Source organism: Streptomyces sp. V1I1 (genome assembly GCF_030817355.1).
Classification (GTDB): domain Bacteria; phylum Actinomycetota; class Actinomycetes; order Streptomycetales; family Streptomycetaceae; genus Streptomyces.
In genome coordinates this window covers 346,227-367,975 of sequence record NZ_JAUSZH010000001.1, presented here as the reverse complement: position 1 = coordinate 367,975, position 21,749 = coordinate 346,227, and the positions used below count along the sequence as shown (strand labels likewise).

At 69.9% G+C, this 21,749-nt stretch carries 19 protein-coding genes and 6 pseudogenes; 13 read left to right on the top strand and 12 right to left on the bottom strand.

Annotated elements, in window-relative coordinates:
* Nucleotides 1-180: 180 nt before the first annotated feature.
* From QFZ67_RS01935 to QFZ67_RS01915, 5 genes and pseudogenes are all read right to left on the bottom strand, one after another.
* Nucleotides 181-1,440, bottom strand: coding sequence for a VWA-like domain-containing protein (locus tag QFZ67_RS01935; protein WP_307659340.1), 1,260 nt, complete (start codon nucleotides 1,438-1,440; stop codon nucleotides 181-183).
* Nucleotides 1,437-2,699, bottom strand: a complete 1,263-nt coding sequence (locus QFZ67_RS01930; RefSeq protein WP_307659339.1) for a MoxR family ATPase — start codon at nucleotides 2,697-2,699, stop codon at nucleotides 1,437-1,439. Before QFZ67_RS01930 ends, QFZ67_RS01935 begins: the two co-directional genes overlap by 4 nt.
* Nucleotides 2,700-2,760: 61 nt before the next feature.
* Nucleotides 2,761-4,179, bottom strand: a complete 1,419-nt coding sequence (locus tag QFZ67_RS01925) for a hypothetical protein (RefSeq protein WP_307659338.1) — start codon at nucleotides 4,177-4,179, stop codon at nucleotides 2,761-2,763.
* A gap of 135 nt (nucleotides 4,180-4,314) precedes the next feature.
* Nucleotides 4,315-4,896: pseudogene (locus tag QFZ67_RS01920) on the bottom strand (transposase); the annotation flags it as partial.
* A gap of 237 nt (nucleotides 4,897-5,133) precedes the next feature.
* Nucleotides 5,134-5,841 carry a VCBS repeat-containing protein gene (locus QFZ67_RS01915; protein WP_307659337.1) on the bottom strand — a complete coding sequence of 236 codons (708 nt, stop codon included), beginning with the start codon at nucleotides 5,839-5,841 and terminating at the stop codon, nucleotides 5,134-5,136.
* A gap of 201 nt (nucleotides 5,842-6,042) precedes the next feature.
* Between QFZ67_RS01915 and QFZ67_RS01910 the strand changes: the two are divergent.
* Nucleotides 6,043-6,447 (top strand): annotated as a pseudogene (locus QFZ67_RS01910) (hypothetical protein); the annotation flags it as partial.
* Here QFZ67_RS01910 and QFZ67_RS01905 read toward each other — a convergent pair.
* From QFZ67_RS01905 to QFZ67_RS01895, 3 genes and pseudogenes are all read right to left on the bottom strand, one after another.
* A pseudogene (locus QFZ67_RS01905) lies at nucleotides 6,421-6,770 on the bottom strand (transposase); the annotation flags it as partial. The pseudogenes QFZ67_RS01910 and QFZ67_RS01905 sit on opposite strands and share 27 nt — an antisense overlap.
* A gap of 187 nt (nucleotides 6,771-6,957) precedes the next feature.
* Nucleotides 6,958-8,154: a kelch repeat-containing protein gene (locus QFZ67_RS01900; RefSeq protein ID WP_307659336.1), complete on the bottom strand. Its 1,197-nt coding sequence runs from the start codon at nucleotides 8,152-8,154 to the stop codon at nucleotides 6,958-6,960.
* A 611-nt stretch (nucleotides 8,155-8,765) separates the two neighbouring features.
* Nucleotides 8,766-9,356 carry a TetR/AcrR family transcriptional regulator gene (locus tag QFZ67_RS01895; protein ID WP_307659335.1) on the bottom strand — a complete coding sequence of 197 codons (591 nt, stop codon included), beginning with the start codon at nucleotides 9,354-9,356 and terminating at the stop codon, nucleotides 8,766-8,768.
* 218 nt (nucleotides 9,357-9,574) lie between these two features.
* Here QFZ67_RS01895 and QFZ67_RS01890 point away from each other — a divergent pair, with 218 nt between their 5' ends.
* Nucleotides 9,575-9,970, top strand: a complete 396-nt coding sequence (locus tag QFZ67_RS01890) for an iron chaperone (protein WP_307659334.1) — start codon at nucleotides 9,575-9,577, stop codon at nucleotides 9,968-9,970.
* 149 nt (nucleotides 9,971-10,119) lie between these two features.
* Here the strand turns inward: QFZ67_RS01890 and QFZ67_RS01885 are convergent, their stop codons facing one another.
* Nucleotides 10,120-10,368 (bottom strand): hypothetical protein, encoded by a 249-nt coding sequence (locus tag QFZ67_RS01885; RefSeq protein WP_307659333.1) that lies wholly within the window; start codon nucleotides 10,366-10,368, stop codon nucleotides 10,120-10,122.
* On the opposite strand from QFZ67_RS01885, the pseudogene QFZ67_RS01880 reads away from it, so the two are divergent.
* Nucleotides 10,295-10,669: pseudogene (locus tag QFZ67_RS01880) on the top strand (IS630 family transposase); the annotation flags it as partial. The gene QFZ67_RS01885 and the pseudogene QFZ67_RS01880 sit on opposite strands and share 74 nt — an antisense overlap.
* Before the next feature lie 46 nt (nucleotides 10,670-10,715).
* Here the strand turns inward: QFZ67_RS01880 and QFZ67_RS01875 are convergent.
* Nucleotides 10,716-11,044: pseudogene (locus QFZ67_RS01875) on the bottom strand (transposase); the annotation flags it as partial.
* Between the two features lie 632 nt (nucleotides 11,045-11,676).
* Here QFZ67_RS01875 and QFZ67_RS01870 point away from each other — a divergent pair.
* The 3 genes from QFZ67_RS01870 (at nucleotide 11,677) to QFZ67_RS01860 (ending at nucleotide 13,694) form a co-directional block, all read left to right on the top strand.
* Nucleotides 11,677-12,309, top strand: a complete 633-nt coding sequence (locus tag QFZ67_RS01870; protein ID WP_307659332.1) for a hypothetical protein — start codon at nucleotides 11,677-11,679, stop codon at nucleotides 12,307-12,309.
* 251 nt (nucleotides 12,310-12,560) lie between these two features.
* The gene (locus QFZ67_RS01865; protein WP_307659331.1) at nucleotides 12,561-13,232 is read left to right on the top strand and encodes a hypothetical protein; all 672 of its coding nucleotides are present in this window, start codon (nucleotides 12,561-12,563) and stop codon (nucleotides 13,230-13,232) included.
* A gap of 201 nt (nucleotides 13,233-13,433) precedes the next feature.
* Nucleotides 13,434-13,694, top strand: coding sequence for a transposase (locus QFZ67_RS01860; protein WP_307659330.1), 261 nt, complete (start codon nucleotides 13,434-13,436; stop codon nucleotides 13,692-13,694).
* 82 nt (nucleotides 13,695-13,776) lie between these two features.
* Here QFZ67_RS01860 and QFZ67_RS01855 read toward each other — a convergent pair whose 3' ends face one another.
* The gene (locus tag QFZ67_RS01855) at nucleotides 13,777-14,232 is read right to left on the bottom strand and encodes a hypothetical protein (RefSeq protein WP_307659329.1); all 456 of its coding nucleotides are present in this window, start codon (nucleotides 14,230-14,232) and stop codon (nucleotides 13,777-13,779) included.
* A 180-nt stretch (nucleotides 14,233-14,412) separates the two neighbouring features.
* Here QFZ67_RS01855 and QFZ67_RS01850 point away from each other — a divergent pair, with 180 nt between their 5' ends.
* Complete coding sequence (locus tag QFZ67_RS01850; RefSeq protein ID WP_307659328.1) at nucleotides 14,413-15,312, top strand: aminoglycoside phosphotransferase family protein; 900 nt, start codon at nucleotides 14,413-14,415, stop codon at nucleotides 15,310-15,312.
* 569 nt (nucleotides 15,313-15,881) lie between these two features.
* On the opposite strand, the gene QFZ67_RS01845 is transcribed toward QFZ67_RS01850, so the two are convergent.
* Complete coding sequence (locus tag QFZ67_RS01845; RefSeq protein WP_307659327.1) at nucleotides 15,882-17,783, bottom strand: SpoIIE family protein phosphatase; 1,902 nt, start codon at nucleotides 17,781-17,783, stop codon at nucleotides 15,882-15,884.
* Nucleotides 17,784-18,127: 344 nt separating this feature from the next.
* Between QFZ67_RS01845 and QFZ67_RS01840 the strand changes: the two genes are divergently transcribed.
* From QFZ67_RS01840 to QFZ67_RS01815, 6 genes and pseudogenes are all read left to right on the top strand, one after another.
* The gene (locus QFZ67_RS01840; RefSeq protein ID WP_307659326.1) at nucleotides 18,128-18,358 is read left to right on the top strand and encodes a response regulator transcription factor; all 231 of its coding nucleotides are present in this window, start codon (nucleotides 18,128-18,130) and stop codon (nucleotides 18,356-18,358) included.
* 85 nt (nucleotides 18,359-18,443) lie between these two features.
* Nucleotides 18,444-18,749 (top strand): hypothetical protein, encoded by a 306-nt coding sequence (locus tag QFZ67_RS01835; RefSeq protein ID WP_307659325.1) that lies wholly within the window; start codon nucleotides 18,444-18,446, stop codon nucleotides 18,747-18,749.
* Nucleotides 18,750-18,839: 90 nt separating this feature from the next.
* Nucleotides 18,840-19,229: a DUF4328 domain-containing protein gene (locus QFZ67_RS01830; protein WP_373430196.1), complete on the top strand. Its 390-nt coding sequence runs from the start codon at nucleotides 18,840-18,842 to the stop codon at nucleotides 19,227-19,229.
* Between the two features lie 152 nt (nucleotides 19,230-19,381).
* Nucleotides 19,382-20,347 carry an endonuclease/exonuclease/phosphatase family protein gene (locus QFZ67_RS01825; protein ID WP_373430195.1) on the top strand — a complete coding sequence of 322 codons (966 nt, stop codon included), beginning with the start codon at nucleotides 19,382-19,384 and terminating at the stop codon, nucleotides 20,345-20,347.
* Nucleotides 20,348-20,665: 318 nt separating this feature from the next.
* Nucleotides 20,666-21,220 (top strand): Ku protein, encoded by a 555-nt coding sequence (locus tag QFZ67_RS01820; RefSeq protein WP_307659322.1) that lies wholly within the window; start codon nucleotides 20,666-20,668, stop codon nucleotides 21,218-21,220.
* A gap of 203 nt (nucleotides 21,221-21,423) precedes the next feature.
* Nucleotides 21,424-21,714, top strand: a pseudogene (locus QFZ67_RS01815) (penicillin-binding transpeptidase domain-containing protein); the annotation flags it as partial.
* Nucleotides 21,715-21,749: the final 35 nt, after the last annotated feature.

Below are 21,749 nucleotides of genomic sequence, written 5' to 3'. Positions count from 1 at the left end.
GCGTGGTCAATCATGCCTTCATCCCGAACTGATCACCGCCGTTAGGCGGGGTCTACCTCGGCTCCATTACGGCAGCGACGTCCTCGACGGCTGCCTCACCGGCACGGGACTCATCCGTACATCACGGTTTCGAGGTCCATAACACATCGGAAGAGATCAGTCCGCCCATCCTGAGGGGGCTCACCGAGCAGCGGGAGCAGACCCGATGACCACCACTCGTGCCCACGCGGGCGGCGAGTCCGGCACGTAGTCGGGATCGTCCTCGTCCCATGACCGGGCTGCCTGCTGCCGAGGGAACAGACCCACCACCGTCCGGCACGGTGGTCGCGTGTCCGGCCAGGGTGTCTGCCCGTCGGTCAGGACCACGATGACATCCGGTCGGGGCCGCGCTCGGAGCGCCGTGGCGAAGCCCGTGCGCAGATCCGTACCGCCACCGCCTACCAGCGGTATTCCCTCCGCACGGCACAGCGGGTGCACGATCCGGGCCGCCGCGTCGCACGGCACCACTGTGACCAGGTCCCGACGGCCGCCCACGGCACGGGAGATCGCGGTGACTTCGAGGAGCGCGCTGCCCAGTTCGGCGTCACTGACCGACCCGGACGTGTCGATGACGACGGCGACCCGAGGCGGCCTGCGCCTCAGACTCGGCAGAACGACGCCGGGCACCCCGGCCGAGCGCCGCGACGGCCGGCCGTAGCTGTAGTCCTCGCCCGCGCCGGAGCCGGAGGCCGCCGAGCGGACCGCCGCTCCCAGCAACTCCCGCCACGGCTGCGGCGGGTGGAACGCCTCTTCCGCCCACCGCTGCCACCCCTTCGAGGCGCTCCCCGGACGGCCAGTGATGCGCTGCGCCACCCGGAACCGGACCGCGTCCCGTTCCTGCGCACTGAGGCCGTGCGCGCCGTCCGGTCCCAGATCCCACTCCCGTTCCAGCCCGTCGGCGCCACTGCCGCAGTCCAGCCAGGCCAGGTTCTGCGTACGCGGCCCGAGCCGGAACTGGCGCAGGTAGTCCTCCATGAGCTCCCCCTCGGGCAGCCCCAAGGACACCGGCTCGACAGCACCTTCGGGCCGGACCAACCCGTCACCGAACACGTCGTCGTTGATCTCGCAGTCCGCGGCGATGTTCATCCGCAGCCGTTCGGCCGGGCCGGTCAGCCCGCGCTGCCGCGCGACCCGGTCACTGCGCCCGTGATGGTCGCGCAGCAGGTGCGACACCTCGTGCACCCATACCCCGGCCAGTTCCTCCACCGACGTCCGGTCCACGAAGACCGGCGAGACGTAGCACCGCCAGTGCCCGTCGACGGCCATCGTCGGGACCGTCCGCGACTCCACGGTGTGCAGGGCGAACAGCGCCGTCGCCAGGTAGGGCCGAACCCGGGCGGCGTGCAGTCGGGCGGCGAAGAGCTTGTCGACGTCGAGCGCCCCCGGCGCGTCCGGGCTCATCGTCCGGCCTTCGTGGCGACCGCGGCCCGGGCCGCCGCATGGTCCGCCCGCCGGGACAGGGACACCGCTCCGGCGAGCCGCTCGATCGATGCCGGAACGTCCCAGTCCTCCTGGCGCAGCGTGGCGAGTGTGGTCGCGGGGACGACCACCAGGTCCGGGGCTCCGGTCTCCACCGCCCGGACCAGGAGCGTCCATGCCGCGTCCCAGCGGGACTTCTCCGGCCGCTTGCGAACCGCCTCCACCACACCGTCGAGCACGGCTTGGCGCAGATCCCCCCGCTCGGGCAGGGCGGCACCCGTCGGGTCGGCGAGAAGCATCTCGGGGGCCGGGAGGTCCATCCGGTCCAGGCTCGCCAGCAGCTCAAGGCCCGGACCGTCGCCCACCGTGCCCCTGACCAGCAGGGAAAGCACGTCCCGGGAGGAGGTGGCCGCGGTCGCGAAGGCGATCAGACTCAGGGTCATCTCCCAGCTCCGGGGTGACGGCCAGGGGCCGCCCCGACGTGTCTCACCGCTGGGCAGCCGGTGCACGAGCCCAGGGCGGGCGGAGAGGAGCCCGCACACCGCACGGCGGGCGAAGTCCACAGCCTCCGGCAACTTCTCCGGGGCGAGCCGTGGCAGTATCGCCCGGGGCCAGGTCCCGCCAAGGCCACGTACCACCACCTCGTGGTCATGAGTCCACTGAAGATGAACGAACCGGTTGGCCAGCGGCGGGCTCAGCTCCCAGCCGTCGGCCGCCGAGGACCGCGGATTGGCGGCAGCCACGATCCGGACCCCCGGCGGCAGTTGCAGGGCGCCGATCCGCCGTTCGAGCACGAGGCGGAGCAGGGCGGCTTGAACGGCCGGCGGTGCGGTGGACAGCTCGTCCAGGAACAGCAGCCCTCGGCCGGCCCGTACCAGTCGCACCGCCCAGTCCGGCGGGGCCATCGGGACGCCGTGTTCCGCCGGATCGTCTCCGACCACGGGCAGCCCCGAGAAGTCGGACGGCTCGTGCACACTGGCGATCACTGTGGTCAGCGGAAGGTCCAGGGCCTCGGCGAGCTGTGTCAGCGCCGCGGTCTTGCCGATTCCCGGCTCTCCCCACAGGAGTACGGGCAGGTCGGCGGCCACGGCCAGGGTCAGGGCCTCCAGTTGTGTGTCGGGGCGCGGTTCAGTGGTGGCGTCGCGCAGCAGCGCCAACAGCTCATCGGCGACGTCGAGTTGGGAGACGTGGGCCGAGTCGGAGGGGGCGTCAATTGCGGTGAACGGGGTGAATGTGGGCATGTTTGATCACCTTTGGGTTCGTGGTGGGCCGAGTCGGAGACGGGGCGGAGGCCCCCCGGAATCAGCGAGCGGTTGTATGGCGGGGGTGGGAGCGGTGCTCACGGGGGCGGCTGGGGCCCGGGCGGATACGGCCAGGTCCGGGTCCGGCCAGGCCCGCCCTGAACAGCCCATAGGTGATCCGCCGCAGCGCGGCCGCCTCCAGTTCGTCCCGTAGAGCGCCGTTGCGCAGCACTGCGTCGGGGCCAAGGAGGCCCTCGACGACAGCCAGCGCACCGGCGGTGTCGCCATGGTCCAGGCGTTCGCGGACGCCGGTGAGGCAGTCCGGACGACGGTGCGCCACATCGATGGCCTGCAGGCAGGGAAGCGGAGTACCGGTCAGTGCGGCCAGCAGCTCCTCCCGGCGGATCTCGGCCGGGTCGTGGTCCAGTGCCGCAAGTACCCCTTCGACCAGGCCGATCCGGTGCTGAGCTCCCCGGCACTCCACGAGGCGCGGTCGTCCTGCCCGGTCCGGCCGGTCCGGCCGAACCGGAATCCGGGGGGAACCGGCCGGCGAATGATCCAGTACCAGTGCCGAGACGACCAGTGGGTGCAGCCCATCGACCTCCATCAAACCGGTCCGGATCAGTTCCAGGTCGGGCAGGACCCAGGTCGCCGCGTCGGGCAGGACCGGCAGCGCGGAGGCGCTGCCGTCCGGGGGTGCCGCCGCGATCCGTACGGCGGGCGGCCCGAGGCCGTCCCGGTCCGCGACCAGTTCCAGGACCAGCCGATGCCGGGCCCCGATCCACACGGTGACGGTACTGGTCGTCCGCCCCTCGGCGTGGAGCAGAATCGCCGCCTCGGCCGCCCACCGGTCAACGACACAGCGGCGCCCCTGCGGCACCGTCCCCAGCAGATCCGGGTCCACCGGACGGCCGTCGGCGGGCAGCAGATCGGCCCCGGACCGGACCCGCAGCTCATCGGTCCTGCGCGCGTCCCACAGGTGGCGGTGCAGGTCCAGGCGGAACCGCCGGTCGGGACGGGGATGCGGATGACGGCAGGCGCCGACCTCGGCGTGGGATCCGTCCCACAGCGAGAGGCTGATCCGCTGACCGCCGTCCGCCCAAGCCGGCGGAGTCCGGACCACGAGGTACACCGGGCGTTCACCGTCACGCCCCGCAGGGTCGTACCGAGCCAGTGCGATCGTCAGACCTGGGCGCAGCAGCCCGTCAGGAGCGATCCTCGGCATGTGCCAGCGCAACAGGTCAGGCGCCAGATGGCGGAGATCGGCCCGGAGTTGGGCTGCGAGATCGTGGCCGTGAGTGCGCGCCACGGAACGCAGATTGAGATCGACATCGATGCCTGCGGCGGCGCACGCCCCCGCCCAGTCCCCGGTACAACGGCGGGCGGTCGCAGTCTCGATCATGGACGGCGGCACGGCGAACTCGCGCACGCGCAGCCAGAAGGAAAGGCGGGAATCCCCATTCGCGGTCTGAGTGAGCATCAGCACTCACCTTGCGCGGACGGGACCCCCAATCTGCCAAGAGAATGAGTCATCATCGCGGCGAGCATAACGCTCCTGACCGTGATCTGTCAGGAGCCCCCGGGTTGGAGCACCACCCGGGCCCTGACAGCGGACGCGGAGCGCACGGACTTCGAGCCCCGGGTCGTAGACACGCGGCGGGGTGGGCCGCCTCATAACACGGTCGGAGCGGAGCCGGCCGAGGATCTGCACCGGCAGGTCGCCCAACAGGTGGGCGATGCGGGGAGCGTCGTACCCGGCGTCCAGCACCACCAGGACCTCAGGATCGCCCTCTTTCAACTGGCCGGCCACGATGAGCCGTTGGATGACCTCACGGATCTCGACCGTGGTCACCGCGGCGACGTCGGCAACCGGCTCGAGGCGGATCGCGTCCAGCACCGCCGTCCGCGACGTTCGGCCGGTCTCCACCGCGGCCACGATCGAGTACGGCCAGCCCGCAACCATCTGATGCTTGCCCTCACCCCGGCCGAACGTGTGGCAAAAGGACCGGTCCGCACAGGCGTTGGCGTCCGGCAGTAGCCATGGCGAGACGTCCACGGCCAGCACGAGCCGGCCGTCCGCCGCCCTCGGCAGCGGCATCGCCGCGAGAGCGCGACGCAGGCGGGCGACATTGATCCGCCCCTGGTTGAGCCCGCCGTAAAGAGCTCCGTGCCCGCGGCGGTGTTCGGGCGCGAGCGCGGGACTCCACGCACGCGAGCGCGAAAGACCGCGACAACGGGGCCTCCTGGTGCTTGGTTTGGTTCGCACCCCCGAGCTATCAAGAGGCCCTGCTGCCATGCGCCGGTTCTCGCGCGATCACCGATCAGGAACCCTGTTCGACTAGGTCAGCCCATGATCGATAAGCGGATGGCGTCTTAGAACCTCAAGGCGCCCCTGCCTGGAGGCAACCGAGAAGCCGCTGCCGTCGGCTTGCAGTCAACTGCCCTGTCGGCTAGGGCAGTCTGGGAGGAATTCGCTTAGGCCGGAGCGGGGCATGTTTCGCGGAGTGGAGTCGTCTGTGTAATTGTCGACGGTGTACCTGTCGCGCACCTGGTCCGTTGCGTTGGCGATGCCGTCGCTCTGGCTGCCGAGGCGCGCTTCCGTCTGGTAGACGCCGTCGCCGGCGTAGGTGTAGATAGCCAGGTCGGGATAGCGGTCGTGGTTGTAGTCGGCGACGGCGATGCCGCGCGTCTCACCAAGGTCGAGGTCGCGGGTGCGCTGGCCGCCGCCTGCAGCTGAGAACGGTCCCCACCGAACCTGGGCGACGCGCGGGTCGATCGGATCGTCGCCGCGCCACTTTCCCGTGGCCACCACCACAAGGTCGGTCCACCCGTCTTGGTCGAAATCTGAGACAGTGGCCAGGACGTCGTGCTGATCTTTCCCGGCGCTGCCGACCAGTTGCCTGGCCCCCACTGGTGTGCCGTAACCGGAGTCTTTACCGAAGGCGATGGTCAGCCGCTTTCCGACATGTGACGGATCGGAGACGCGATCGGCGTGGCCGTCGCCGTCCACGTCCACGACGAGATCGTTCGATGGCGTCAGACAGGGCTCGATCGAGGGCTTTCCGGTGGGGCGCGGGGGTGCGGGCGGGTCGCTGGCGCACGCGGCGATCGGCAGCAACGCCGCTCCCATGGCCGCCGCCATGGTCCCCCGCGTGATCCGGATCCGGACACGCGGAGGCGTGTGGGTCTTCATACGGGTTCAGACGCCGGTGGGTCACGAACAGTTGCGGTGCATGCTGGTTGGCGAACCGGGGCCACCGCGGTAAGCGGACCCCTCTGCAGTTGGCGAAGATCTTGTGATGCCCATCGGGGCCCCTCAGGACGGGGGCGCCATCGTGCTGCCGTGACCGGTTCTGTACAACGCCCGCTGCTCTTCCTCGATGTCGACGGACCGCTCATCCCATTCGGCACGGCGCAGCAGTATCCGACGTATCAGACTGGTCCCGAGCTGTCGGAGACCGACTCGAATCCGCTTCTGGCCAGGGTCAATCCCGAGCACGGGCCCCGGCTGGCGGCGCTGCCGTGCGATCCGGTCTGGGCCACGACATGGATGACCGACGCGAACGAGTACATCGCGCCACGGATCGGCCTGCCGCAGCTGGCCGTGGTGATCTGGCCGGAGCCGTCCGACGTCGATGAGCAGGATGAGCAGAACGGATTGCACTGGAAGACCCGCGCTCTTGTCGACTGGGCAGCCGGGCGCTCATTTGCCTGGGTCGACGATGAGATGGTCCTTGCCGACACGCATCCCGGCGGCGTCGTGGTGGCTGTTGTGGAGTCCACGCTGACCAGCGACAAATCCGTTCTCCCCGAACGGGCCGCCCCGGCGATCAGGCCTTGCAGGAGAGCGGAGAAAACACCGGCGTCCCGCCAGACCCTAAAGCGCCCGTAGACGGTGGCCCAGGGCCCGAACTCGGAGGGCATCTCCCGCCACTGGCCGCTGGAGCGGAACCGCCAGATCACCCCCTCGAACTGTTCCCGCAGCCGTTCGGGGTACGGGCCGTACCTGCCGATCGGCAGGTACGGCCCGATCAACTTCCATTGAGCATAGGTGAGTTGCCTCCGTGTCACGGTCAATTCCTACCGGGTTCCACCCCACGAAGAGGGCGGAACCCAGCAACTGATCACGACATCACGCAGGCCCTAGGCGCGCCCCTGCGTCGGCGGGCCTGTGCGGCCTCGGGTCGAGCGTCGTCGCGATCGATACCGTCAACGGCTGCCCTTGCCTCCCGGGGCTCCGGGCCCCCTCGCACGCCGGTTAGCTGCGGGCGGTGCGGCGGTCACGGTCGATGGCGAATGCCTCCGCGGTGTTCAGCGCGGTGGTGTCGATCTCGCCGCCGAGGGCGTACACACAGGTGTCCTTGGCGTACCGGCGGTCGCTGTCGAGGTCCTTGGGGCAGGGCGCCGCTGCCGCCGCCAGGAAGTCGCGGGGCGTCGGCAGCGACGGCAGGGTCGCCCACCTGTTCGTGACAGGGCTGTACTCCTCCACCGTGCCCAGGACCTCCGTAAAGTTGAGGCCGCCGATGGCGTACACGCAGGTGTTCTTCGGCCCCTCGGTGCACGGTGCCGCTGTCCCCGCCAGGAAGCCGCGGGGAACCGACAGCGAGGGGAGGGATACCCACCGGTTGGCGGCGGGGCTGTATGCCTCGACCGTGTCCAGGACCGTGACTCCGTTGAACCCGCCGGCGGCGTACACGCACGTACCGCGCAGGCCCTCGACGTCCTTCGGGCACGGCGCGGCCGCCCCTGCCAGGGTCCCGCGGGGCGTCGGCAGCGAGGGGAGGGTCGCCCACCGGTTGGTGGCAGGGCTGTATGCCTCGACCGCGCCCGTGGCGCCGGCTTCGCTCAGGCCGCCGATGGCGTACACGCAGATGCCGCGCAGGCCCTCGACGTCCTTCGGGCACGGCGCGGCCGCCCCCGTCAGGCTCCGGCGGGGAGTCGGCAGCGAGGGCAGGGACTCCCACTCGTCGACGGCCGGACGGTACACCTCCACCGTGTCCAGGAAGCCGGACTCCAGGTTGGACCCGCCGATGGCGTACACGCAGTCGCCCTTGGCGGGCCCGCGGTCGCCGTCGCGCTCCTCGGGGCAGGGCGCCGCCACGCCGGCCAGCCGGTCGCGGGCGGTGGGCAGCGGGGACAGGGTCTGCCATTCGTTCAAGTCTGGGCGGTACGCCTCCACCGTGTTGAGGACGGTGAGACCGGGCGAGTGCGTACTCCCGCCGAAGGTGTACACGCAGGTCTCCTTCGCGTGCGCCCGGGTGTCGTCCGACTCATCGGGACAGGGCGCGCTGGCCCCCGCCAGAGCCGCGCGGGCGGTCGGTACCGGGGGCAGGGTGAGCCATGCGTCCTGAGCGTTGGCCGCAGTGGCCGTCAGGGCGAGCAGCGGCGCGAGCGAGGTGACGGCGAGCCGCCGGCACAGCGAGCGCCGACGTGACGGTTTTCGGCTGCCCGTCATCGAGTCCGGTCCTGGACCGGCCGGGACGCCGCGACAACGTCGCAGCAGGACCTCCGCAGCGCTCTCCCGCCGGCCGGGCTGGTTACTGCTTCCCATCGGATACCTCTTTCGCGGCACGCCGCAGCTGTGCGCTGCGGCGTGAAATCAGAGCTTTGTGCCCATCTATATCCGGACCTTGGTGAGTACCCGTCACCGACGCCGCCGAACGGTGCAGACCACACCCACGCGCAGCAGCGGCAGCACCTGCCCGCCCGTGACACGCGTACCCGCAGGTCTCGCGGCTCGTCGACCAGCACGGTCAGCGGCGGGCCTGATCGACACCTTCCATACGACGGTGCTGCGAGACCGCCGGGTCATCCGTCGGGCGGAGCCGGCCGAGGCCCTGTCCGCTCTGCAGTGGCGCCCGGGATGCACGCAGTGCCCACAAGAAGAAGGGCGCGAGAGGCGGCCGGCCCGTCAGCCACGACGCCGATCTTTACAAGGAACGGAACACCGTCGAACGCCTGATCAACAACCCTAGTGCCGCATCAGACGACTTTTGCCCTGTTGTGCGGTTGTGAGCTGCACGGTCCTCGGATCGGGAGAGTAGGTCCGACTTGTGTGGTCGAGTCTTAATTGCTGGTTCCGTAGGCGGCCATGAACATGTCCAGCAGACCGTCGACCGCGTCCTCGTCGATGGGGCGGGTTGACAGCAGGCTGCGGTAGTACAGCGTGCCGCACAGCACCTCGGCGGCGAATTCCAGATTCGCTTCCGCGGTCAGTTCACCGGTGCGCTGGGCGCGGGTGATCCGATCGAGGGTGCTCTGCTCGACGGTGACCAGGAATCGTTCGTGCAGGGTCGCCCGCAGCATGGAATCGGCCTGCGCCTCGGCGATGACTGCACGGTAGACGGGGCCGATCGGCGGGCTGGAGAGGGCGAGGCCCGAGCGTAGGAACTGTTCGCGCAAATCCGCGCGGACGTCCCCGGTGTCGCGGTAGTCCAGGTCACTGGTCCACACGCGGCTGAGCGCGTCGAGCAGCAGCGCCGACATGGACGGCCAGCGCCGGTAGATCGTGTGTTTTCCGACCCCGGCCCTTCGGCCGACCGCCTCGATGCTCAGGCCCGCGTAACCGACCTCCGCAGCCAGATCGAGGGTTACCTGCAGCAGCTCTTCGGTGCGCGCGGCGCCTCGGCGCCTCGGCGTGGCGGGCGGGTCGGTCATGTAGCCATCCTAACGGCACATGGCGTGCCGTTGACAATGTCGAGGACTGCGCGCAGTATTCAGACGCGATCGGCACGTCGCGTGCCGATGTCGGGTGTGGCGGCACGTCGCCACCCACGCGTCCAAGATCCAGCACATCAGGTAGTCAAGGGGAGATCTGCCATGAGCAGCACCGAAAGCAGCACGCACGAGGGTTCACGGCCGAGGAGCGGGCCGCGATGAAGGACCACGCCCAAGAGCTGAAGACGGCAGCGCGCCGCAGCTCGCGCGCGGACAAGGCGGCGGAGGCGGAGCGGGACGTTCTCGCGAAGATCGCCGAGATGCAGGACTCGGACCGGATCATGGCTGAGCGCGTCCATGCCGTCATCACAGCCAGCGCCCCGGCCCTCGCGCCGAAGCTCTGGTACGGGATGCCTGCCTACGCGCTGGACGGCAAGGTCGTGTGCTTCTTCCAGAGCGCGGAGAAGTTCAAGGCGCGCTACGCGACGCTCGGGTTCAGCGACCAGGCGAAGCTGGACGAGGGCACGATGTGGCCGGCCGGTTTCGCCCTGACCGAGGTGACGGCCGAGGTGGAGGCGCGGATCGGTGCGCTCGTGAAGCAGGCGGTGAGCTAAGGCGCGCCCGGTGAACGGGCTGGGCGTGGGGCACCTTAGCGTGCTCGACGGCCTGGCGCTGCTGGTACAGCATCTGCTGCGCGTCTTCACCGACGACGTCGAGGCGCCAGGCTGAGCACTGCAGGCGCAAATCCCGCCAACTACAGTGCTCAGTCGCAGATGTGACGCGCCGTCCGGGTGCCGCTTCGGGCGGCGCGCGTGCGCCAGGCTGGGCCGATGGCAGAGCGAGTGCGGGTCCGCGAGATCGATGACGCCGAGGGCAGACGGCTGCTGCGGATCATCCGCAGGGGCACCGGGTCGGTGGTGACCTGGCGGCGGGCCCAGATGGTGCTGCTGTCCGCCCAGGGCATGCCCGTGGCCAGGATCGCCGAGGTCACGTTCACCAGCGCGGACCGCATCCGGGACGTGTCCACAGCAACACCGACGGCTTCGACGCGCTATATCCCAAGTACAAGGGCGGGCGCGGGCGGCCGAGGAACTTCACGCTGCCGGAGCGCCGCGAGATCAAGAAAATCGCCAAGTCCACGCCGACCGAGCACGGCCTGCGGTTCTCGATGGAAGGAGGGCGTCACCTTTTAGCGCGTGAAGACCTGGAAGACCTCGAAGGATCCCGACTACGCCGCCAAGAAGGCCCGCGTCGAGCACCTGTACGCACTCGCTGACGGCGAGGTGATACCCGAGGAGGGCGAGCCCGACGTGGGACCGGGAGGGCGGGGACAGAGCCTGACGCACGGGTGCGCATGGTTCCGGACAGGCGGCGCTGCCGCTTCTTGACGATCTGCTGCTCGAAGCTGCCGACGGTGCTCCGGGGCACCCTGACCTCGACCGGGCCGACGTCGGTCAGCACGGTCTTCGCACGAGTGCCGTTGCGGCTGTTGCCGTTGTTCTTCCCAGCCGGATCGTGCTTCTCGTAGCCGACATGGTCGGTGATCCCGCCCCCTCCAGCGCGGACTCCAGCACTCGCTTGGTCAGCTGCTGCAACAGCCCACCCTCGCCGGTCAGCTGCAGGCCCTCGCTGCGGGCCCGGTCGACCAGCATCGCGACGAGCTGTTCATCCGACGCGGCCGACGGCATCGCACCACCGGCCGACTCGTCGACGGACTCGTGCTCGATCGTCGTCTCGCTCACTTGGCGTCTCTCCTTGATCAGCAGATCCGCCGTTGATTAGACACTCCCCGGGCCGCGTGGACCGATGGGCATCTTGGCCCCGGCCTCGGAGGGTGCGCCGCCAGCGCCTTGGCCGTCACCGTCGGGCCGTCGCCGGGGCCTATCGGCGTGTCGGCACGGCAGCGGCTCTGCGGCGCTGTGCGGGGCAGCCGTTGTTTTGCTGCTTCGAGGACTGTTTCGGCTATATGGGGGCGGCTTGTGCGTGGGGTTGGGTGGTGGTGTGCGGCTCCGGGGTCCTGCGGTGGGTGTGTTCGGTCTGTGCGTCGTGGCGGCGTGGCCGTTACGGCTCGCGCGACCCCTGGGCGGCGGTGTCTGGTTCCGGGACGGTCGGGGGCTGTCGGGCGGCGCTTCCGCGGGGTTTTACGCGATGTGTCTGGGTGCGTCAAGTCCCGAGTCCTCGGAACGTGACCGTGTGCTGCCGGTCGGGCCTACTTGAAGTGCGGCCCCACCCGAAAGGGAACGGGGCAGCACGGTAAGGCGGAAATCCTCGCCGAGGATTCTCCCTTCAAATAGTCCCTCTTTATCAGTAGGAGAAACTCATGAACCGCACTGTTCACACCCACAATGACGACCGTCCCAAGCGTCGGGGCCTTCGCCTTGCGACGGTTGTCGCCTCGGCCGCTGTGATCGGTGGAGGTGTCATCCTTCCGGCAACTGCCGCGACGGCGGCCCCGATGCCCGCCTCGTCGGTCGTGAGCCTCGCCGACTCCCACAAGCACTCTGACAAGCATCACGACAAGCATCACGGCAAGGGAAAGAGCAAGAGCAAGGGTAAGGGAAAGGGAAAGAACAAGAATAAGGGCGGTGACGCCAAGGGTGGTAACGCTTCCGGTACTGGCACCAACACCGGTGGTAACGCTCAGGGCGGTAATGCTTCCGGCGTTGGCACTAACACTGGTGGTAATGCTCAGGGTGGTAATGCTTCGGGTGTGGGCACCAATAAGGGTGGTGACGCCAAGGGTGGTGACGCTTCCGGCGTCGGTACTAACACTGGTGGTAATGCTCAGGGCGGTAATGCTTCCGGCGTCGGTACTAACACTGGTGGTAATGCTCAGGGCGGTAATGCTTCCGGCGTAGGCGCTAACACTGGTGGTAATGCTCAGGGCGGTAATGCTTCCGGCGTCGGTACCAACACCGGTGGTAATGCTCAGGGCGGTGACGCCACGGGCTAGGAGCTGACTGGCGCGGACAGCGTCGAGTGAGTTCGCAGTCTGGCTGGGTGGCAAAGGCCGGCGGCTACGCCACCCAGCCAGACCGCCGAATGTCCGCAGGTAAGCGGAAGGTGCGGCTGCTTCAAGCGGCCCTGCACCGTGGGGCGAATGCGCCCACCCCGGCATCGGGTAAAGACCCGTCTCGAAAGAATAAGAATTTTTCGCTCGTTCTCACCTTCTCGAGAGCATGCGGAAGAGGAACGAGAATTCTCATGAAGCGTAGTATCCGGAAGAGCGGTCTGGCCGTAGCCACCGCCTCCGTCCTCCTGGCTGCCGGCGGTGTACTGATCCCGGCGAGCGCGGCGTTTGCGGCACCGACGCAGCAGAGCCAGGCGGTGTCGGCAGCCAGCGGCGACCACGAGAAGCGTGACGGTCACAAGAAGAGCGACAGTCACAAGCACAAGAAGCGTGACGGTCACAAGAAGCGTGGCGGCCACGGAAAGCACGGCAGTCATAAGAAGCGTGGCGGTCACGAGGACTACTGCCGCAGCGGCACGGGCGGGGATGGCACCGGCGGCAACGGGACGGGTAGCAACGGCCCCGTCTGCCAGGCTCCGGGGGGCACCGGCACGGGCGGCACCGGCCGCGGCGGCAGGGGCAGCTGTGGTGGCCGCGATGGCAACGGCCGCAATGGTACGGGCACCAACGGCAACGGCGGCGGCCCCTGTCCTGACACACCGGCCCCGCACGCGCCGCCCAAGGACGACACCGGCAGCCCCTCCACTCCTGACACGCCGGCCCCGCAGGATCCCCCCAAGGACGAGACCGGCAGCGCCTCTGTTCCGGAGCCGGCTCCGCAGGCTCCGCCCAAGAAGGAGACCGGCAGCGCCTCTGTTCCTGAGCCGGCGCCGCATGCTCCGGCCGACGACGTCATCGTCAAGTGACCGCGCGGGGGAACACGCCGAAGGTGGATGGCGCCGTCCTGCGGACGTGGCCCCGGGACGGTCTCCTCGCCCATTTGCGGGTGTGGTGATGTTGCCGGACGTCGCCTGGCTGGAAGGCTCGTGAGGATTGTGGGTTCTTGCCCCGCCGCATCTGCGGCGGGGCAAGACTCGTTCCCGTGGCGATGGGGGAGTGGGCCAGCCTTGCCAAGGTTCGGTGGACGAGCCACCGGCAGGTCCTGGACCGGCACGTCTGGCAAGCTCGACAACTGTCAGCTGGGGGTGTTTTTCGCCTATGCCTCCGAGCATGGGCAGGCGTTGATCGACCGGGAGCTGTACCTGCCGACCTGCTGGATCGAGGATGAGGTCCGGCGGGCGGATGCGAAGATCGGTGACGAGGTCGGCTTCGCCACCAAGCCGGCGCTGGCCCGCGCGATCGAGGCGGGGTGCCGTTTCGCTGGGTGACAGGCGATGAGGTACACGGCGGCGACCCCGTGCTGCGCGGCTGGCTCGCCGAGCAGCGGCTGGCCCATGTGCTGGCGATCTCCTACACGCACTGGTTGGGGCCGCGTCGCCAAACGCCCGCACCCTGGCCGCGATCCTGCCCGCCGAAGCCTGGGAGATCCGCTCCGCCGGCGACGGCGCCCACGGGCTGCGCGAGTACGCCTGGGCCCTGGTCCCACTGGACACCTCCGCCGACCCGGAGTTCGAGGACGCGCTGCTGATCCGCCGCTCGCTCACCGACGGCGAGCTGGCCTACTACCTCACCCACGCGCCGGCCGGCACCCCGCTGACGGAGATCGTCCGGGCGGCCGCGGCCCGCTGGGCGATCGAGGAGTGCTTCCAGGCCGCGAAGAACGAGGCCGGGCCGGCACATCACCCTGGCCTTGGCGGCTGCCGCCCACCTGACCGCGATCCGGGCCGCCACCAGCGAAACGGGGACCGTGACCTGATCCGACTGAGCGTGAACGAGATCGGCCGCCTGCTGAGCAAACTCGCTCATGCCGTCCGGCACGAAGCCGAACACGGCCTGCACTGGTCACGCTGGCGTCGCCGCCACCAGCATCGAGCCCGCCTCAGCCACTACCGCCGCCGCGGTCACCGACCCCCGTAACTGCGGGCTGCAGTACGAGCCGCAAAAGCGTTTGACGCCCGTCGGCGTTCGGCGATCGGATGGCGCCCCATGAGCACAGGGCAGATGCATCCAGGCCTGCACCCCATCGACGACGACCTCGTACGGCGGCTGATCGCCGGGCAGTTCCCGCAGTGGTCGGGGCTGGCGGTGGAGCGGTTTCCGTCCGGCGGCACGGTCAACGCCATGTACCGGCTGGGCGGCGGCATGGTCGTACGGCTGCCGCTGGTGAAGGGCGGAGCCAAGGACGTATCGATGGAGCAGGAGTGGCTGCCCCGCCTCGCGGCCCGGCTGCCCACGGCCATCCCCGAGGTGCTCGGGGCCGGGGAGCCCGCCGAGGGGTATCCGTGGCCGTGGTCGGTGTACCGGTGGCTGGCGGGGGAGAACCCCGAGGCGGGGGCGCTGAGCGAGCCCGTGCTGCTGGCCAAGGATCTGGCCGAGTTCGTGGCGGCGGTGCGGAGCATCACCCTGCCGGGGGCGCCGGTGGCCTACCGCGGCGGGCCGGTCGCCTCGCTCGACGCGTCGACCCGGGCGGCGATCGAGGAACTGCGCGGGATCCCGCAGGAGGGCGTCGACTGCGATGCCGCGGCTGCCGTATGGGAGGACACGCTGCGGGCCCCGGGCTGGGACGGGCCGCCAGTGTGGCTGCATGCCGATCTGATGCCAGGCAATCTGCTGGTGGACGGTGGCAGGCTGACCTCGGTGATCGACTTCGGGTGCATGGGGGTGGGCGATCCGGCCTGCGATCTGTTCCCGGCGTGGAATCTGCTGCCGGCCGATGCAAGGGAGGTCTTCCGCGAGGCGCTAGGCGTGGACGACGCGTCCTGGAACCGCGGCCGGGGGCGGACGCTCTCGCAGGCGCTGATCGCGCTGCCGTACTACCGGAGGACGAACCCGGCGATGGCGCACAACGCCCGGCACGTGATCCGGGCGGTGCTGGGAGAGGGCTGAGGCCTCTTGGCACTACAGCCCGTACAGGGCGCGTCGGTTGGTGGGACCAAACCCCGCATGCGCGGGGGACCACGGCTGGCACGACTTCACCCACGTCGTGCGGAAGGGCGCGGGGACCACCTCACCTCGGTCATCACGGCGCTCACTCCGGCGTGGACCAGCCCCGCAGGCGCAGGGACCACAAGGCCCGCACGACCCAGTCCTACTACCCGCGGGGACCACCGGTAGGGGGCCGCACTCGCACCAGGAGGTACGGGACCAACCCCGGCTCCGACAGCGGATGGACACTGCAGGCCAGAGAGTTGAGGGCTACCCGGGGCACGCTGAGTAACTCTTCGAGGGGCAGGGCCGGGTGAACCGTGCGGTATGCGGAGCGGAGTCGGGCCAGTCCGGTCCAGCCAGTCCGGGCGGGTGACTACGGTGCGCGGATCGCAGGCGATCCGGGCGACCTCCCAGGCTGTGTACCTCAGCCGCGGAGCCCTGAAGTGGACTCCTTGATCGAAAATTCGGCGGTGTGGGTGTGGGCCGTGTGGCGATGGTTCGTTGGATGGTTTGGTCTGGGTGCTTGTTCAGTCTCTGGTGAGGGTTTGTTCGGCCCAGATGGTTTTGCCGATGGGGGTGTTGCGGGTGCCCCAGCGGTGGGCGAGTTGGGCGACGAGGAGGAGGCCGCGTCCTCCTTCGTCGTAGGTGCGGGCGCGGCGCTGGTGGGGGGCGGTGTTGCTGGAGTCGTAGACCTCGCAGATGAGGGTGGTGTCGGCGTGGATGAGGCGGAGTTGGATGGGTGGCTTGCCGTAGCGGATGGCGTTGGTGACCAGTTCGCTGACGGTCAGTTCGGTGATGAAGGTGGCGTCGTCCAGTCCCCAGGCGGTGAGTTGGTCGGTGGCGTTTTTGCGGGCTTGGGCGACGATGGCGGGGTCGCAGGGCAGGTGCCAGGTGGCGACCTTGTCGGCGTGCAGGGCCCGGGTGCGGGCGATGAGGAGGGCGATGTCGTCGTCGGGGCGGTGGGTCAGCAGGGCGGTGAGGACTCTGTCGCAGACGGTGTCCAGGGTGGGGGCGGGGTGGGCGAGGGCTTGGAACATTTTGTCCAGGGCTTCGTCGATGTCGTGGTGGCGGGGTTCGAGCAAGCCGTCGGTGTAGAGGGCGATGAGGCTGCCTTCGGGCAGTTGGGTTTCCATGGTTTCGAAGGGCAGGCCGCCCAGGCCCAGGGGTGGGCCGGCGGGGACGTCGAGGAAGTAGACGGCGCCGTCGGGGGTGACCACGGCGGGCGGGGGGTGGCCGGCCCGGGCCAGGGTGCAGTGGCGGGAGACGGGGTCGTAGACCGCGTACAGGCAGGTGGTGCCGATGCCTCCGGCGGTTTCGGCGGCGCCTTGGGTGCCGCTCTCGTCGGCGGACAGGTGGATGACGAGGTCGTCGAGGTGGGTGAGCAGTTCGTCGGGCGGCAGTTCGACGTCGGCCAGGGTGCGTACCGCGGTGCGCAGCCGGCCCATGGTGGCCGAGGCGCGGATGCCGTGGCCGACCACATCGCCCACGACCAGGGCGACGCGCGCGCCGGACAGCGGGATCACGTCGAACCAGTCGCCGCCCACCCCGGCCTGGGTACCGGCGGGCAGGTAGCGGGAGGCGATCTCCAGTGCCGCCTGATCGGGCAGCGTATGCGGGAGCAGGCTGCGCTGCAGTGTCATGGTCGTGGTGCGCTCCCGGGTGTAGGGGCGGGGGGCGAGGTACTCCCCGGAGCCGGAGTGCGCCGTCAGGCACACGGCGCGCACCCGGCCGTCGGGGTCTTTCAGCGGGGCCAGCGAGGTCGGCCAGCCGCGCTCCGGGCTGACACCTGTGGGGCGGATGTAGGCCTCCACCTGCTGCGGCTCGCCGCTCTCCAGCGCCAGCCGCATCTTGCTCTGGGCCTCCTCGCTCACCGGGTACGGGGCGATTTCCGGCAGGCGCAGCCCGCGCATCTGGTCCTCGGTGAGGGACAGCGCACGCTCCATGGCGGTGTTCGCCCGCACCAGCCGCAGGTCCGCATCGAAGATGGCCAGGATGTCGGGGGACTGGGTGAAGGTCCATTCCCTCAGCGCTTCGCTCCCGGGCGTGCGGGGCCTGCCCGCCACGGCGGACACCACCAGCCACTCGGCGATACCGCTGTCCGGTGTCCGGCGGTGTGCGAGCAGTGGCCGCTGAAGCCGGTGGCCGTCCCGGTGGAGCAGCGCCACGGTGCCGCTCCACCTCTCCCGCCCGGCCGTATCCCGCCGGGCGGCTTCCCGCCGGGCCGTCTCGTCGACGTCATCGGCGAGCAGCCGGGCGGCGGCCTGTCCCACGACCTCCGAGGGCGGGTAGCCGAGCAGCCGCCGGGCACCCTCGCTCCACCCCGTCACGATGCCCTGCTCATTGACGGTGGCCGTGGCCGTGTATGCCGCCCCGGGACAGGCGTCCGACTCGTCCGGCCGCTCACCGGCAGGGGTGGGAAGTCGCTCCATCGCCGCTCATCTCGCCGTTCGGGAACCTGCACGGCCGGGGCCCTCCTGACAAGCATGATCCTCAGGGGCACGGAGCACCAACCCGGCGCTGTCACCAGGGGCCCCGCCCCAGAAGTCGACCGGGGGGCAGGTCATCTCCGCAGCCATGCGGCTTCTCTGTGGTCGCGCTGTGGCGTGCCTGCGGAACGTGCCCTGTGACAGGCCTGTGACAGTCGGCGGACACCGTCATGAAGTCGCCCGGGCAGGCTCTTCAAAAGAGGACAAATTGCAGCATTCGGGCATTTGTCCCCTGCTTCCGAGGGTGTGAGCAGCGATGACCGAGCCGATCCGTCGGAGGAAATCCCATGAGCCTCACCCTCACCACGCCGTACGCCCAGGCCCCCGCACCTGCGCTGGCCCCGCGTGAGCAGGAGACACTGCGGCATATCGCCGCAGGGCGCACCTACCTGCAGACGGCCCGCCACATGGGGCTCTCCAAGCACACGGTCGACGCCTACCTCCGCCGTATCCGGGCCAAGCTCAACATCAACAGCACCGCCGAACTCACCCGACTGGCCATCTCCCTGGGACTGTGACGCCCGGCCACCCGAGCGGAAACCCGCCACGAACGCGATCCGGCGCCCGTGCACACCCCCAGCACCCGCCGACCGGAAGACCGGCATGGCCCTCGGCATCACCAAGAGCTTCCGCATCGGCGAACGCGACGTTACCCACAACGCCCCGTCCCACGCCGTGCAGAACACGCTGACCCGCTCCTGCCACACCGCCGACCGCACCATCACCCCAGGCCACGTCCCGCGCCTGCGCGACCTCGACGACCAAGACCTGCACACCCAACTCACCCAGGTCGTCCCGCCGTTCGCCCGCAAAGCAGAGGGCCGACCTCCAGCACCCCGACCACGGCGTGGCCCGCTTCGACCACGACCACTACCTGAAGAACTGGTCCCACACCGACCCGAAGACTGACGCCGACCTCCTCCCCCTCGACCAAGCCCAGGACACCAACCCCGTCCCCGAGCAGGTCTTCACCGCCCAACGGGCCGGCACCGCCCGCCAATCGCCCTGGAGAACGCCTACCACGTCGTCAGCTCCCTGGGAGACGCGGCCATGGCGCTGTGCGCGATCACGTTCCTGGCCTGGCTGTTGCGCGTCCGGGACAACGCCCGCTCTCTCTCGGGACAGCCGCCGCGTTACGCCTGGCCGTGGATCTACGCAGGCTGGATCGTGCCCGTCGCGAACCTGTGGATGCCACGCGGAATCGTCGCCGACATCCACCGTGCGAGCGCCCCGGGAGAGAGACTGCCGCGCGCCGTGACCGCGCCCTCACCGCGACGCAGCAGCAACGCATCAACGACTCCCTACGGCACGACACCGCCCCAACCCCCAGCCCGCCAAGCGGCCCGCGTCCCGCACCGCAAACGCCCCGGCCGGCCGTCTGGAACCTGATCACCGGGTTCTGCGTCGTATCGGGCACGTCGTGCTCATGGCTGCGGGGCGAGGACGTGTCCGAGGCGGATGGGTGAGACTTGGTGGAGCGGGCGAACAGCTGTGTGGCGCCGGGGTCAAAGACTGCGGCGCTCCGGCGGTGGCTGCGTTCCATCGACTGGTGGCGTTGGGGCAAGGATGCGAGAGGCCGGTCACCCTGGGCGCGTGGGCGTGTTCTCGCGTTGCTTGCCGTGCTGACCGCCGGCCTATTGGCGTTCCACGCCGCTGTGCCCAACACCGTAGGCCGCCTCGGCAGCCTGTTGGAGGCGTTCCTGCCCTGGCTCGGCTTGGCCATTCCGGTGTTGCTCGGCCTGGCACTGCTGCGCCGCTCGGTCACCGCGCTGGTGGCCCTACTGCTGCCCGCAGCTGTTTGGGCGGACCTCTTCGGCGGGCTGCTTCTCGCCGGGGACCGCGGCGCGCACGACATCATGGCGCTCCAGCACAACGTCAGTGACGAGAACATCGACCCCGCGGGTACCGCGGTTGCACTGATCGAGTCCGCACCGGATCTCGTCGCTCTGGAAGAGCTGACGCCCTCCGCGCTGCCGGTGTACGAGACAGCCCTGGCGTCGGACTACCCCTACCACGTGGTCGAAGGCAGTGTCGGACTCTGGTCGCGGTACCCGCTGGCAGAGGTCCGGCCGATGGACATCAGGCCGGAGGGGATCGGGGAGGGGTGGCGCCGTGGGTTGCGGTCCAGCGTACGTACGCCATGGGGCGAGATCGCGGTGTACGTCGCCCACCTGCCCTCGGTCCGAGTCCGATTGAACGGTTTCAGTTCCGGTTGGCGGGACGAAAGCGCTGGACTGCTGGGCGCGGCCATCGCCGCCGAGAAGCTGGACAGGGTGATCCTGCTGGGTGACCTGAACAGCACGGTGGACGACCGTGGGCTGGTCCCGGTCACCTCGCAGATGAACTCGGCAGGGCGGGGCTTCGCTTTCAGCTGGCCTGCGGCTTTCCCCGCGTCCCGGATCGACCACATCATGACCCGCTCGGCGACCGTTACCGACGTCTGGACTCTGCCCGCCACCGGCAGCGACCACCTGCCGATCGCCGCCGGCATCAAGTTTGGACCCTGATCGCTGAGCGCGCCTGTTGGCGAGTCCCGGCAAGTACGGCGCTCAGTCACACGACGCCGGGTGAACTCGCGTGCCAGGGCCGACGGGGACGGCATGGAACGCTCCTGGTGGAGCAATCGCCGCGCGCCCGTCGGCCCGGGCGTGCGCTGTTGGGTCATGGGCGTCCTTTGGACAGGTCACGTCACCTGCGGAATGGTCAGCGTGCCGGTGCGTTTGTAGGCTGGGACCGAGGACCCGCGCCCGCGGATGAACCAGGTCCACACCGCCGATGGGGCCAGAATTCCACACCGAAGGGTGTGCGAAGCCGAAGCCCGCGCGATGAGGACCTGGACCACTTGCCCCTGGCCACCCGCCAAGACGGTGGAGATCATCGGCTTCGTCGGTGAGCAGGACGTCGACCCGCTGCTGTACGACCGAGGCTACTTCGCCGGCCCGGACGGACAGGTCGCCCAGCGCCCCTTCCCCCTCCTGGTCGAAGCACTCGCCCGAACCGGCCGCGTCGGCATCGCCAAGTTCGCCGTCCGCACCCGCGAGCGCCTGGCCGTGCTGCGCCTACGCCGCGGCGTCCTGGTGGTCCACGCCCTGCGGTGGCCCCAGGAGCTCCGTGAGTACCGCGCCCGGCACCGACGCGCCGGCCCGCTCACCGCCTCCTCAGATGCCGTCACAGCTCCGCCTCCCGCCATTTGTCCCGGCCGCCCGCGGCGTCCCGGAGACGCCGTCGGCACCCGAAGAGCCGACACTCGCGCCCCGGGGGCCTCCGAGGACGACGTCGTCGGCTTGGCGCCAGGCCCAGCAGAAGCACATGCCCGACATCACCCTCGCCGGGCCCGCAACCGCCCTCGCGCCGCGACGGGCTCCGCCGACGTGTCCTAACCGGGTTCGAGGACACAATGGGGCCCCTGGGAATTTCCCAGGGGCCCTGCGTACGGAGTCGTGCGGTGGTGGGGCCCGATGACCCCCACCGCAGGCCCGACCACCGCACGACCACGGGTGTGGCCGGGTGACCGCCCGCGTCGGGGTGACGTTGACATGGGGGCCGTACGCAGGACGTGTGCCGCAGCGGACCGGTGTGGGCCCGACCCGGTGCCGCGCAGCAGGGCCCATTCGTCATAGGCGCCCTTCTCACGATCACGGTGCAGCGTCGCGCAGCGAGGAGCCACGAGGGCATCACCGCAGCGATGGCCGGGCTCGGCGGCGACACAGACGCGAAGACCGGCACGGCGGAGGTCGACAGCCAGACCAAGTCCAACAGCTGGTTCACGGGATACCGGGGCGATGTCGCGGCGGCCGCGGTGACTCAGGAGGGCGGCCACGGCGGTGATGCGGCGGGCCCGATCGTGGCGGCGGTTCTCCGCGCGGGGGGCTGAGGGCGGGGGCTGAGGAGCGGCCGCACATCTGCCGC

Excerpts from the sequence above, each read along its gene's own strand:
- QFZ67_RS01935 (WP_307659340.1), bottom strand. The coding sequence starts at position 1,440 with ATGAGCCCGGACGCGCCGGGGGCGCTCGACGTCGACAAGCTCTTCGCC.
- QFZ67_RS01930 (WP_307659339.1), bottom strand. The coding sequence starts at position 2,699 with ATGCCCACATTCACCCCGTTCACCGCAATTGACGCCCCCTCCGACTCG.
- QFZ67_RS01925 (WP_307659338.1), bottom strand. The coding sequence starts at position 4,179 with ATGCTCACTCAGACCGCGAATGGGGATTCCCGCCTTTCCTTCTGGCTG.
- QFZ67_RS01915 (WP_307659337.1), bottom strand. The coding sequence starts at position 5,841 with ATGGCGGCGGCCATGGGAGCGGCGTTGCTGCCGATCGCCGCGTGCGCC.
- QFZ67_RS01900 (WP_307659336.1), bottom strand. The coding sequence starts at position 8,154 with ATGACGGGCAGCCGAAAACCGTCACGTCGGCGCTCGCTGTGCCGGCGG.
- QFZ67_RS01895 (WP_307659335.1), bottom strand. The coding sequence starts at position 9,356 with ATGACCGACCCGCCCGCCACGCCGAGGCGCCGAGGCGCCGCGCGCACC.
- QFZ67_RS01890 (WP_307659334.1), top strand. The coding sequence starts at position 9,575 with ATGAAGGACCACGCCCAAGAGCTGAAGACGGCAGCGCGCCGCAGCTCG.
- QFZ67_RS01885 (WP_307659333.1), bottom strand. The coding sequence starts at position 10,368 with ATGCGGTCCGCGCTGGTGAACGTGACCTCGGCGATCCTGGCCACGGGC.
- QFZ67_RS01870 (WP_307659332.1), top strand. The coding sequence starts at position 11,677 with ATGAACCGCACTGTTCACACCCACAATGACGACCGTCCCAAGCGTCGG.
- QFZ67_RS01865 (WP_307659331.1), top strand. The coding sequence starts at position 12,561 with ATGAAGCGTAGTATCCGGAAGAGCGGTCTGGCCGTAGCCACCGCCTCC.
- QFZ67_RS01855 (WP_307659329.1), bottom strand. The coding sequence starts at position 14,232 with ATGAGCGAGTTTGCTCAGCAGGCGGCCGATCTCGTTCACGCTCAGTCG.
- QFZ67_RS01850 (WP_307659328.1), top strand. The coding sequence starts at position 14,413 with ATGAGCACAGGGCAGATGCATCCAGGCCTGCACCCCATCGACGACGAC.
- QFZ67_RS01845 (WP_307659327.1), bottom strand. The coding sequence starts at position 17,783 with ATGGAGCGACTTCCCACCCCTGCCGGTGAGCGGCCGGACGAGTCGGAC.
- QFZ67_RS01840 (WP_307659326.1), top strand. The coding sequence starts at position 18,128 with ATGAGCCTCACCCTCACCACGCCGTACGCCCAGGCCCCCGCACCTGCG.
- QFZ67_RS01835 (WP_307659325.1), top strand. The coding sequence starts at position 18,444 with ATGGCCCTCGGCATCACCAAGAGCTTCCGCATCGGCGAACGCGACGTT.
- QFZ67_RS01820 (WP_307659322.1), top strand. The coding sequence starts at position 20,666 with ATGAGGACCTGGACCACTTGCCCCTGGCCACCCGCCAAGACGGTGGAG.